Below are 11286 nucleotides of genomic sequence, written 5' to 3' on the forward strand. Positions count from 1 at the left end.
TCGTGCGTGTCCTGATCGTCGAAGATGAAATGACGATCGCCTTCCTGATCGAGGACATGCTGGAGGATCTCGGCCACGAGGTGGTGGAGATCGCGATGCGGCTCCCCGAGGCACTGGAGGCGGCGCGGCGAGTGGAGGCCGATCTGGCGATCCTCGACGTCAATCTCGACGGCCATCGGTCGTTCCCGGTGGCGGACATTCTTGCCGAGCGCGCGATTCCCTATGCCTTTGCGACTGGGTACGGCGCGCTGGGGCTGGAGGGCGCCTATCGCGAGCGGCCAGTGCTGGCCAAGCCGTTCCTGCGCGAGCATCTGGCCGCGCTGATCGTAAAAGCGTGTGGGTAAATTCTTAAGCCCCTCCCTTTCAGGGGAGGGGGGGTGGGGCTGTGTCTCACCGAGACAAACCTTCGTTCTGGAATCCCCCCACCCCCAACCCCTCCTCCAAGGAGGAGGGGGTTGAGACCGGATCAGCTGTGCAGGAAGTGCATCACGTCGCCATCATTGACGACATAGGCCTTGCCTTCCGCGCGCAGCTTGCCGGCCTCGCGCGCCTTGGCTTCGCCGCCCAGCGCGACGAAATCGTCATAGGCAATCGTCTCGGCGCGGATGAAGCCCTTCTCGAAATCGCTGTGGATCTCGCCCGCCGCATTGGGCGCGGTGGCGCCGCGGTGAACGGTCCAGGCGCGCGCTTCCTTCGGGCCGACGGTGAAGAAGGTCAGCAGGTCGAGCAGCGTGTAGCCGGCGCGGATCACGCGGGCGAGGCCGGTCTCCTCCAGCCCCAGCTCCCGCAAGAACTCGCCGCGCTCCTCGATCGGCATGGTCGCGATCTCGGCCTCGATCGCCGCCGAGACGACCACTGCCTGCGCACCCTCGGCCGCGGCCTTGGCAAAGACCTTGGCGGAGAGATCGTTGCCGTTGGCCGCGTCTTCCTCGTTGACGTTGCACACGTACAGCACCGGCTTGGCGGTGAGCAGCTGGGCGAGACGCAGGTGGCGGGCCTCGTCCTCGTCCTTCGGCTGGGTGAGGCGCGCGGGCTTGCCGTCGCGCAGCAGGTCGAGTGCCTGGCCGAGCACGCTCGCGGCGGCCTTGGCTTCCTTGTCGCCCTGCGCCGCCTTCTTGGCGAGGTTGGGCACGCGCTTTTCCAGGCTTTCGAGGTCGGAGAGCATCAGCTCGGTCTCGACCGTCTCGGCGTCCGCAATCGGATCGACGCGGTTGTCGACATGTTGGATGTCGTCATTCTCGAAGCAGCGCAGCACGTGGACGACCGCGTCCACCTCGCGGATGTTGCCGAGGAACTGGTTGCCCAGGCCTTCGCCCTTGCTCGCGCCGCGCACCAGGCCCGCAATGTCGACGAAGCCGAGCTGCGTCTCGATGATCTTCTGCGAGCCGGCGATCTCCGCCAGCTTGTTCAGCCGCGGATCGGGCACCGCGACGTTGCCGACGTTCGGCTCGATCGTGCAGAACGGATAATTGGCCGCCTGCGCCGCGGCCGTCTCGGTCAGCGCATTGAAAAGCGTGGACTTGCCCACATTGGGCAGGCCGACGATGCCGCAACGGAAACCCATGTACTTCGATCCTGTCGTGAAGGGGCCGGCGGGCGCGCCGGCGATATGGTGTGCCCGATACGCGCAGGCGGCGGGTTTTTCCAGTGTGACGCGCGCGGCCTTGACGCAGGGGCGTTCATCTGGGGTACAGGGGGCCAAGTCTTTTGCTGCGTGCGGCAGGTTCTCGAGGAGTTTTCGTATGATTCGCCGTTATGTCATTCTGGGCAGCGCCGCGGCTGCGGCCGCGCTGGCAAGCTGCAGCGGCGGTGGAAACTCCTCCCCGACGCCGACCCCGACCCCCACCGCATCGGGCTCGGCGACGCCCACCCCGACGCCGACCGCGACCTACACCGCCTTCCCGCTGGCTGCCGCCGCCGAGTTCAGCACGCTGAACGCGACGACCAACTATACCGGCGATCCCGCTGCGGGTGCGGTGACGCTGGGCGTGACGGCGACCGAGACCTTCACCAGCCGCGTCAAGCTGGCCGCGACCACCGACCTCACCAACGGTACCTTCGTGATGGACGAGGCGACCGAGGAATCGCGCTTCGTCGGCACCAACGTCACCACCCCGGCGGCGCCGACGGTCACTGAGTTCGTCTATCGCAGCGTCAGCACCGCGACCGGCGCTGCGGCGGGCAATTTCAGCCAGCTCGAAGTGCTGAACAACATCGGCGCGGCGACCGTGACCACCAGCGACAGCCTGCTCAAGACGCTGACCGTGCTGAGCTATGCCAATTGGTGGCGCGGCGATTCGACCACCGGCCAGAAGCGCCTGACCTATGCGATCTGGGGCTATCCGACGCTGAGCTACGACATGCTCACCACCGGCACCGCCAACTATACCGCGCGGATCGTCGGTCGCTCGGTGAGCGTCGCCAATGGCGCGACGACGCTCGTCCGCGTCGGCGGCACGGCGACCGTAGCGGTCAACTTCGCCACCGGCCTCGTCACCACCACGATGAACCTGACGACGCTGCCGAGCGGCGGCGCCGAGACCACCTATGTGACGCTGAACGCCCAGGGCGCGATCCCGATCGGGCAGAACCAGTTCAGCGGCAGCCTGGTGAGCGGCGGTGCTGCGACCGGCACGATTGCCGGCGCCTTCTACGGCTCGAAGGGCGTGAACCTCGGCATCGTCTTCGGCGCCTCGGGCACGATCAACGGCGCGGACACCCGCATCGTCGGCGAAGTGGTCGGCGTGAAGCAGTAAGCGCCTACACCAAGATGAACGGAAGGGGCTCGGGAGACCGGGCCCCTTTCGTTTATCTGCCGGACGGCGCGAGCGCCGGCGAATAATCCGCCATCGTCATGAAGATGCTCTCGACCTTGGTGACGATCTTGCCACTTGCTTCGGACTCGGCGACGACCTTTTGCCATTCGGGATCGGCGCCGAACGCCTTCCAGTCCGCCTCGCGCGCTTCGCGGCTGGGGTAGGCGAGGATGTAGACCACGCGGCCCTCGGGCGCATCCGGCCGAGGCAGCTCGTTCCAATAGGCGACGTTGCGCATGCCGTGCCTGGCGAACAGCTTGAGCGTGTGGTTGCGAAAACGCGCGTTGAGCGCTTCGGCCTTGCCCGGCGCCGGATAATAGATGCGCAATTCATAGACCGGCTGCTGCGTCTGGGTGGCGGCGGTCTGGGTGGCGGCGGTCTGGGCTGCGGCGGGGGCGGCAAGCGGCACGAGAGCGAGCAGGGCGGTCAGGACCAGGCGCATCGGGCATCCTCTCATCGAGTTCGACGGGAGGATGCCACGACCGCTGCCGGTATCAAGTGGTAACCTTCTGGAAGTGTAGAGAAACTTGGCCGGCGCTCAGTCCTGCATCCGCCGCGCGACCTCGTTCATGAAGCGCACATCGTCCCCTGCCGCCAGCCAGGATGCCTCGGCGGCGATCGCGCCGAGCATGTCGGACAAGGGCTCTATCTCGGCCTTGGCATAGTTGCCGAGCACATAGCCGGTCACCCGGTCCTTGTGCCCGGGATGGCCGATGCCGAGCCGCACCCGGCGGAAGTCCGGCCCGAGATGCGCGTCGGTCGAGCGCAGGCCGTTGTGCCCGGCGGTGCCGCCGCCGCGCTTTACCTTCACCTTCATCGGTAGCAGGTCGAGTTCGTCGTGAAAGACGGTGACGTCCTCGGGCGCGAGCTTGTAGAAATCCATCGCCGATCGCACGGCGCGGCCGCTTTCGTTCATGAAGGTGCCGGGCTTGAGCAGCACGATCTTCTCGGTGCCGATGCGGCCTTCCTGGGTCCAGCCCTGGAACTGCTTCTTCGGCGCGGAGAAGCCGTGCACCTCGGCCAGCGCGTCCAGCGCCATGAACCCGACATTGTGGCGGTGCATCGCATATTGCGGCCCCGGATTGCCGAGACCCACCCATAGCTGCATCACCCACACTCCCGAAAAAGAAAATCGCCCCCGCACCTAGGGTGCGGAGGCGATCTTTTGAACCCGTGAAGGGAAGGCCGATCAGCCCTCGGCCGACTCGGCTTCCGCTTCGCCGTCTGCCGACTTCAGCGCCGACGGCGCGACGACGGTGGCGATGGTGAAGTCGCGATCGGTGATCGCGGGGGTCGCGCCCTTGGGCAGGGTCACGGCCGAGATGTGCAGCGAATCGCCGACTTCGAGGCCCTTGACCGAGATCTCGACCTGGTCGGGGATCTCGGCTGCGTCGACCACCAGCTCCAGCTCGTGGCGGACGATGTTGAGCACGCCGCCGCGCTTCAGGCCGGGGGCCAGCTCTTCGTCGACGAACACGATCGGCACTTCGACATGGACGGTCGCGTGCTCGGAGATGCGCAGGAAGTCGACATGGAGCGGGCGGTCGGTGACGACGTCGAAGGCGACGTCCTTGGCCAGCGTGCGCTCGCCATTGACCATGATCACCGAGTTGAAGAAGTGGCCGGTGTTCAGCAGCTTCTGCAGCTCACGCTCGTTGACGTGGATGCTCTGCGGATCCTGCTTGTTGCCATAGATCACGGCGGGGACGCGGCCTTCACGACGCAGCGCCCGGGAGGCTCCCTTGCCAGCCCGGTCGCGCGTTTCGGCCGACAGCGTAAGCGTGTCGCTCATGTGTCGATTTCCAATGCGCTAAATGTTTCAACGTGCATGCAGCGGCAGGCCTCCAGGGATGACCCTGCCACGGCAAGCGCGCGCCTATAGGCGAAGCGCGGCGAAATCGCAAGTCGGTCCCGCTTCGGGAAGTGCGCATGCTGCGGCGCAACATTTCCTGGGAGCCGAACCGGGTTTCGGGTGTTATACCCCGTCGCTCGCCGGCCGTCCGGCAGCGCCGCGGATAGTGACGACGAACGGTCACATTCCGCGGGTAGATGGCGCAATTAGATAATAATTGGTGAACATGGACGCTTGCGGCAGTGGAAGATCGCTGACTAAAAGGCGATAAGGCCTGGTCTCCCGCGGTCCTTGTGCATGTGCGTTGTGGCGTGGGGGCGGCGTGAACGGTTTTGTAGTAGTCTGAGCCAATCGATCGACGGAGTCGAAGGTTCGATTGGTTGAAATTGCGCTCGGGGGATTAAGATGGCGAAATTCGGGGCTGCGGCTCTCATCCGGCGGAAGCTCAGGCGCTATGCGGTTGAGATCTATCGGCTGTATCTCAACAAATTCTGGGGCATGCACATCGCAGAGGGCTGTGCGATCTCGCTGTCGTCGAAGCTGGACAAGGCGCATCCCGACGGCGTCTGGATCGGCAAGGACACGGCGGTCAGCTTCGGCGCCGCGATCCTGACGCACGACTATGTGCGCCGGATGCACCTGAAGACGATCATCGGCGAGCGCTGCCAGATCGGCGCGCATTCTATCATCTTCCCGGGCGTGAAGATCGGCGACGGCTGCATCATCTCCGCCGGCAGCGTGGTGATGCGCGACATTCCCGATGGCTGCCTCGCCGGCGGCAACCCCGCGCGGGTGATGGAAAAGGGTATCGTCACCGGACAGTGGGGCCTCATCCTGTCGCGCGCGAGCGCCGACGCAGCGGCTGCCGCGGCAGCAGCGCCCCCGGCAGCATCCACGCCCGCCGACGCGGCATAAGTTCTTTCTCTCCCCATCAAGGATCTACACATGGCCGAAGACCTGCACGAAATCGTCGCGCGCGCACTGATGCTCGATCGCTCCGCGATCACGGACGACCTGAAGTACAACTCGATCCCCGAATGGGATTCGGTGGCGCACATGGCGCTGATCGCCGAGCTGGAAGCCGCCTATGACGTGATGCTGGACACCGACGACATCGTCGCGATGTCGAGCGTCGGCACGATTCGCGAGATCCTCAAGAAGTATGATGTCGAGGCCTGACCTGCTCGCCGGCCGCGTCGCCCTGGTCACCGGGGCGTCGCGCGGCATCGGCGCGGCGATCGCCAAGGGGCTGGTCGAGGCCGGCGCCACCGTCTGGCTCGCGGCGCGGACCGAGGGGGCGCTCGATGCGACTCTCGTGACGCTCAACGCGCTCGGCGCGGGCGAGGCGCGCGCGCTCTATTTCGACGTTGCCGATCCGGCGGCGATCAAGCAGGCCTTCGGGACCATCCAGAAGGCCGATCGTCGCCTCGACGTGCTGGTCAACAATGCCGGCATCCTGAAGGCCTCGATGATCGAGATGGCCTCGGTCGAGATGATGGACGAAACCTACCAGGTGAACCTGCGCTCGGTGCTGGTCGCCTCGCAATATGCGGCGCGGCTGATGGCGCGGAACGGCGGCGGTTCGATCATCAACCTGACCTCGATCATGGGCGCGCAGGGCTTTGCCGGCCAGGCGGTCTATGCCGCCAGCAAGGCGGGCGTGATCGGCGTGACCAAGAGCCTCGCCAAGGAATTCGCCGCTCGCCAGATCCGCGTCAACGCCATCGCGCCGGGCGCGATCGACACGGCGCTGATCGAGGGGCTGTCGGAGGAGAAGCGGCAGGAGACCGTCGCGTCGATCGGCATGGGTCGCCTCGGCACCCCCGAGGACGTTGCCGGGCTCAGCGTCTTCCTCGCCAGCGATGCCGCCCGTTACATCACCGGCCAGGTGATCGGCGTCGACGGCGGGATGATGGTCTAGGCGCATGTTCGATCGGGTCTTCCAGGCATTCGCCGGCAATCCCTGCGTCGCCGACGGCGATCGCGTGCTCAGCTATGCCGAGACGCTGGCGCTCGGGCAGCGGCTGATCGCGGGGCTGCCCGCGACGCGGTCGCTGGTCGTGCTTCGGTGCAGCGTCTCGGCCGAATCGATCGCGGCCTATGTGGCGCTGCTCCACGCGGGTCATGTGCCGCTGCTCCTGGAAGCCGATCTTTCCGAGCTGCTGTCGGCGCAGCTCTACGCGGTCTACCAGCCCAACGCGATCGTCGATCCGGTGGCGGGCAGCGTGACCGTTACCGATGCACCGCCGGCCGAGCTCCATGCCGATCTGGCGCTGCTGCTCACCACCTCGGGCAGCACCGGCTCGCCCAAGCTGGTGCGCCAGCGCCTCGCCGGCATCACGGCCAATGCCGAGAGCATCGCCCAGTATCTGGCGCTGACCGCCGAAGAACGGCCGCTGCTCCACCTGCCGATGAGCTATTCCTACGGCCTGTCGGTGATCCATTCGCACCTCGCCGTCGGCGCGTGCATCTGCGTCACCCGCAAGACGGTGATGGAGCCGGGCTATTGGGATGATCTGCGCCAGCACGCGGCGACCTCGATCGCGGGGGTGCCGTTCCACTATACGACGCTCCGCCGCTTCGGCGAGGAGAAGCTGAGCCTGCCGAGCCTCAAGACGCTCACCCAGGCGGGCGGGCGGCTCGATCCGCGCATCGTGTCCTTCTTTGGTGACTGGGCGGCGCGGACCGATCGCAAGTTCTTCGTGATGTACGGCCAGACCGAGGCCGGCCCACGCGTCGCCTATCTGCCGCCCGAACATGCCGCGGCGCATCCGGACGCGATCGGCGTCGCCATTCCGGGCGTCACGATCGAGCTGGTCAAGGACGACGGGTCGTCGGCCGCGCCGGGCGAGACCGGCGAGATGCGGATCCACAGCCCCGCGGTGATGATGGGTTACGCGCTGGCGCGCGCCGATCTCGCCAAGGGCGACGAGCTGGGCGGCGTGCTGTCCACCGGCGATCTGGCGCAGCTGGGCGAGGACGGCCTGTTGCGGATCGTCGGGCGCAGCTCGCGGATCCTCAAGGTGTTCGGCCTGCGCGTGAACCTCGACGAGGTCGAGCGCCGCATCGCCACGCCCGAGGCCGAGGTGTTCTGCTTCGGCGCCGACGACAAGCTGCAGGTGCTGATCCATGGCGGCCTCGATCCTGCCGAGGTGCGCAAGACGATCGTCGATGCCTTCTCGTTGCCCCCGCGCGGCATCGAGGTGCGCAGCGGCGGCCCCGTCGAGCGCACCGCTTCCGGCAAGGTGACGGCGGCGGCGCTGCAAGCAGCATGGGAGCAGGCCTCGAAGCCTGCGTGACTTGAACAGCCCTGGCCGACGCCAGATATCGGCGCGATGCCGGGGCCGATAGCGTTGTCGGTGCGGAAAAAGGAGTTGAAGCGATGATTGAGTCCTTTTTCGAGGTTCCCGTCTACGACCTCCCCAAGGCGGAGAAGCACGCGCTGCTCCAGGCCGAGCTGCGCGAGCTGACGGCATTCCACGGGACCGAATGCGAAGGCTATCGCGCGATCCTCGACGCCTATGGCCCGGGCGACCTGCCGGGCGGGGCCGACGCGCCGCTGATCCCGGTCAGCATGTTCAAGCTGCACGATCTGTCCTCGGTGCCGCAGGACCAGGTGTTCAAGACGATGACCTCCTCGGGCACCACCGGCCAGCGCCCCTCGCGCATCTTCCTCGATGCCGATACCGCCCGGCTGCAGACCCGCGCGCTGACCAGGATCATGACCTCGTTCATCGGCCCGAAGCGGCTGCCGATGCTGATCATCGATCACCCCAGCGTGGTGAAGGACCGCCGCACCTTCAGCGCGCGCGGCGCCGGCATCCTCGGCATGATGACCTTCGGCCGCCAGCACGTCTTCGCGCTGAAGGACGAGACGATGGAGCTGGACTGGGAGGCGCTGGAGACCTTCGCCGCCGCCAATGCCGGCCAGCCGATCTTCGCCTTCGGCTTCACCTTCATGGTGTGGCGCTATTTCATCCAGCAGCTCGAGCAGTCGGGCCGCAAGCTGCCGTTCGACAATGCGATCCTGATCCATTCGGGCGGCTGGAAGAAGCTGGAGGCCGAGAAGGTCTCCAACGAGCATTTCAAGCAGCGCGCGAGCGATCTCGCCGGCTTCGGCCGCGTCCATAATTTCTACGGCATGGTCGAGCAGACCGGCTCGATCTTCGTCGAGTGCGAGGCGGGGCACCTCCATGCCCCGGTCTTCGCCGACGTGGTGATCCGCCGCCCGGTCGACTGGAGCGCGTGCGATATCGGCGAGACCGGGGTGATCCAGGTCGTCTCGGTGCTGCCGCGCAGCTATCCCGGCCACTCGCTGCTGACCGAGGACCAGGGCACGCTGCTCGGCGAGGACGATTGCGCCTGCGGCCGCAAGGGCAAGTATTTCGCGGTCCATGGCCGCCTGCCCAAGGCCGAAGTGCGCGGCTGCAGCGACACCTTCGCCAGCAACCAGTGACCCGATCGATCCATGCGAGTGAGTGCCAAGCTATGAACAGTCTCGACAAGGTGCGGTTCGTCGTCCCCGAGGGCGCGAACATCGACGCTTTGCTGGCGCAGCGCCCGCTCGCCCCGTTCGATCCGGCGGTGATCGAGTTCATCGAGCGGCTGGGCAAGGCGCTGATGGCCAGCCCGCAGGCCCGCCGCCATCCGGAACTGGTCGCGCTGGGCTTCTGGGCGCGCGGCGCCAACATCAAGCGGATGAAGGACCGGTTCGACGCGCAGTACCCGGACGCGCTGCGGCTGGCCCGCGGGCTGGCGTTCCATATCGCGCCGTCCAACGTCGACACGATCTTCGTCTATTCGCTGCTGCTGTCGATGCTCGCCGGCAATGTGAACCTGGTGCGCATGTCCTCGCGCGCGGCGCAGCAGTCGGACCTGCTCAACGACATCCTCAAGCAGGTGGTCGAGGCGGCGAGCGCGCGGCTGCGCGGGATCATCGGCATCGTCCGCTACGAGCATGACCAGTCGATCACCGACGCCTTTTCGCGCCACTGCGACGTTCGCGTCGTGTGGGGCGGCGACGGCACGGTGGAGCTGATCCGCAAGAGCCCGCTCTCGCCCGGCGGCACCGAGCTTACCTTCCCGAACAAGTATTCACTCGCGGTGGTCGACGCCAAGGCCTGGCTGGCCAACGAAAACAAGACGCCGGTTGCCCGCGATTTCGTCAACGACTCGCTGTGGTTCGGCCAGATGGCCTGTTCGTCCCCCCGCGCACTGGTGTGGCGCGGCTCGGCAGACGACATCGCGGCGGCGAGCACCGATTTCTGGCACCATGTCGAAGCCGGCGCGCGCGAGGCGAATCTGGGCTGGGAAGATGCCGGCGCGGTCGCCAAGCTGCTCGCCGAGCAGGACAATGCGGTGAGCGTCCATGCCAGCGTGGTGCCGCTGGAGACCAATTTCATCAGCGTCGTGCGGTGCCCGATCGCGCTGCTCGGCGAACCCAACGGCACCGGCGGCGGCTTCTTCCGCGAATTCCATGTCGCGGCGCTGGAGGAACTCGGCGCCAGTGCGCGGCGCAACTGGCAGACGGTGGCCAGCTTCGGCGTGCCCAAGGGCGACTGGCAGGCCTTCCTGCTGAACGCCCAGCCGCAGGGGATCGACCGCATCGTGCCTTTCGGCCACGCGCTGAACTTCAACGCGATCTGGGACGGGATCGACTTTCTGACCTCGCTCACCCGTATCGTGGTCATCGACGCGCCGCAGGACTGAGCGGCGGGCCGGGCGGCTTCCTATTGGAGCCGCTCGACCTTCAGCCCGGACTTGGTGAGCATCGCCAGCACGCTGTCGCTACCGGCGAGATGGCCTGCGCCCACCGCGACGAACACCGTGCCCGCGCGCTGCAGGCGGCCCTGGACCCAGGCCGCCCAGCGCTGGTTGCGGCGGAGCAGCAGCGTGTCGCGCAGCTCCGGATTGGGCGCGAGGTCGGCGTTGAGCAGGCGGGCCAGCGCGTCGGCATCCCCCTTGCTCCAGGCGGCGACCGCGGCGTCGATATTGGCGCCGGTCTCGGGCAGTCCGTCGAGCGTGTCGCCGAGCAGGCGGGTCTGCGCGGCGTCGGAGAGATGGTCGAAATAGCCAAATTGTTCCTCGGCGGTTTCCAGCCCGATTACCTGCTTGCCCGCCTTCGTCGCGGCGGCCTGCAGCACCTGCTCGACACCGCGCGCATCGTCATAGCCGAGCGTCTGGAGCGGCAGCAGCGACAGGGTGAGCGCGGCCAGCCACGGCTCGTCGCGGTCGAGCGATTGCGGCGATAGCCCGGCCTGGCGGAGCGCACCTTCCAGCTTGGCATGCTCGGGCGCGGGCAGGGCGGCGACGGTGGGGTCGCCCGGGGTGCGGCCCAGCTTGTCGAGCAGCGCCTGGGTTTCGGCTTGCGGCGGCATCACCAGTTCGAGGACGAGCGTGTCGCTGGCGTCGAAGGCGGTGCGCACGGGCCCCTCGAGCCAGCGCAGGTCGGGCGGGAGCAGGTGGACGGAGCCGAACAGATAGACGGTGGTGTCGCCGTCGCGTACCGCCCAGAGCGCAGGCTTGGCCTCGCGCGGCGCGGTGCCGCAGCTGCCGAGGAGGAACAGGGCGGCGAGAAGGAAGGCGCGGAACATGGCAGCGGGCTTGGCGGGGCAGGGG

At 67.1% G+C, this 11286-nt stretch carries 13 protein-coding genes; 8 read left to right on the top strand and 5 right to left on the bottom strand.

Annotated elements, in window-relative coordinates; translation table 11 throughout:
• The first annotated feature begins 2 nt into the window (after positions 1 to 2).
• Positions 3 to 344, top strand: coding sequence for a response regulator (locus tag GGR89_RS04880; protein WP_125972886.1), 342 nt, complete (start codon positions 3 to 5; stop codon positions 342 to 344).
• Positions 345 to 466: 122 nt separating this feature from the next.
• Here the strand turns inward: GGR89_RS04880 and ychF are convergent, their stop codons facing one another.
• Positions 467 to 1564: a redox-regulated ATPase YchF gene (ychF, locus tag GGR89_RS04885; protein ID WP_125972884.1), complete on the bottom strand. Its 1098-nt coding sequence runs from the start codon at positions 1562 to 1564 to the stop codon at positions 467 to 469.
• A gap of 178 nt (positions 1565 to 1742) precedes the next feature.
• Between ychF and GGR89_RS04890 the strand changes: the two genes are divergently transcribed.
• Entirely contained in the window at positions 1743 to 2756 is a 1014-nt protein-coding gene (locus GGR89_RS04890) for a transferrin-binding protein-like solute binding protein (RefSeq protein WP_125972882.1), read from the top strand.
• A gap of 52 nt (positions 2757 to 2808) precedes the next feature.
• Here the strand turns inward: GGR89_RS04890 and GGR89_RS04895 are convergent, their stop codons facing one another.
• The 3 genes from GGR89_RS04895 to GGR89_RS04905 form a co-directional block, all read right to left on the bottom strand.
• A complete protein-coding gene (locus GGR89_RS04895) occupies positions 2809 to 3258 on the bottom strand; it encodes an NIPSNAP family protein (protein WP_125972880.1) in 450 nt (149 codons plus the stop codon).
• Positions 3259 to 3354: 96 nt separating this feature from the next.
• Positions 3355 to 3924 (bottom strand): aminoacyl-tRNA hydrolase, encoded by a 570-nt coding sequence (gene pth / locus GGR89_RS04900; RefSeq protein ID WP_125972878.1) that lies wholly within the window; start codon positions 3922 to 3924, stop codon positions 3355 to 3357.
• An 81-nt stretch (positions 3925 to 4005) separates the two neighbouring features.
• Positions 4006 to 4608 (bottom strand): 50S ribosomal protein L25/general stress protein Ctc, encoded by a 603-nt coding sequence (locus tag GGR89_RS04905; protein WP_125972876.1) that lies wholly within the window; start codon positions 4606 to 4608, stop codon positions 4006 to 4008.
• A gap of 558 nt (positions 4609 to 5166) precedes the next feature.
• On the opposite strand from GGR89_RS04905, the gene GGR89_RS22600 reads away from it, so the two are divergent.
• The 6 genes from GGR89_RS22600 to GGR89_RS04935 all read left to right on the top strand — a co-directional run bounded on the left by GGR89_RS22600 (position 5167) and on the right by GGR89_RS04935 (position 10377).
• Positions 5167 to 5583 (top strand): acyltransferase, encoded by a 417-nt coding sequence (locus GGR89_RS22600; RefSeq protein ID WP_280740960.1) that lies wholly within the window; start codon positions 5167 to 5169, stop codon positions 5581 to 5583.
• 30 nt (positions 5584 to 5613) lie between these two features.
• Entirely contained in the window at positions 5614 to 5847 is a 234-nt protein-coding gene (locus GGR89_RS04915) for an acyl carrier protein (protein ID WP_093294009.1), read from the top strand.
• Positions 5831 to 6589: an SDR family NAD(P)-dependent oxidoreductase gene (locus GGR89_RS04920; protein ID WP_206431238.1), complete on the top strand. Its 759-nt coding sequence runs from the start codon at positions 5831 to 5833 to the stop codon at positions 6587 to 6589. The genes GGR89_RS04915 and GGR89_RS04920 overlap by 17 nt, the downstream gene beginning before the upstream one ends.
• Positions 6590 to 6593: 4 nt before the next feature.
• Positions 6594 to 7967, top strand: coding sequence for an AMP-binding protein (locus GGR89_RS04925; protein WP_125972870.1), 1374 nt, complete (start codon positions 6594 to 6596; stop codon positions 7965 to 7967).
• A gap of 83 nt (positions 7968 to 8050) precedes the next feature.
• Complete coding sequence (locus tag GGR89_RS04930) at positions 8051 to 9124, top strand: LuxE/PaaK family acyltransferase (protein ID WP_125972868.1); 1074 nt, start codon at positions 8051 to 8053, stop codon at positions 9122 to 9124.
• Positions 9125 to 9156: 32 nt separating this feature from the next.
• Positions 9157 to 10377: an acyl-CoA reductase gene (locus tag GGR89_RS04935; RefSeq protein ID WP_125972866.1), complete on the top strand. Its 1221-nt coding sequence runs from the start codon at positions 9157 to 9159 to the stop codon at positions 10375 to 10377.
• A gap of 20 nt (positions 10378 to 10397) precedes the next feature.
• On the opposite strand, the gene GGR89_RS04940 is transcribed toward GGR89_RS04935, so the two are convergent.
• Positions 10398 to 11261: a TraB/GumN family protein gene (locus GGR89_RS04940; RefSeq protein WP_125972864.1), complete on the bottom strand. Its 864-nt coding sequence runs from the start codon at positions 11259 to 11261 to the stop codon at positions 10398 to 10400.
• Positions 11262 to 11286: the final 25 nt, after the last annotated feature.

The sequence above is a fragment of the Sphingomonas trueperi genome (genome assembly GCF_011927635.1).
Classification (GTDB): Bacteria; Pseudomonadota; Alphaproteobacteria; order Sphingomonadales; family Sphingomonadaceae; genus Sphingomonas; species Sphingomonas trueperi.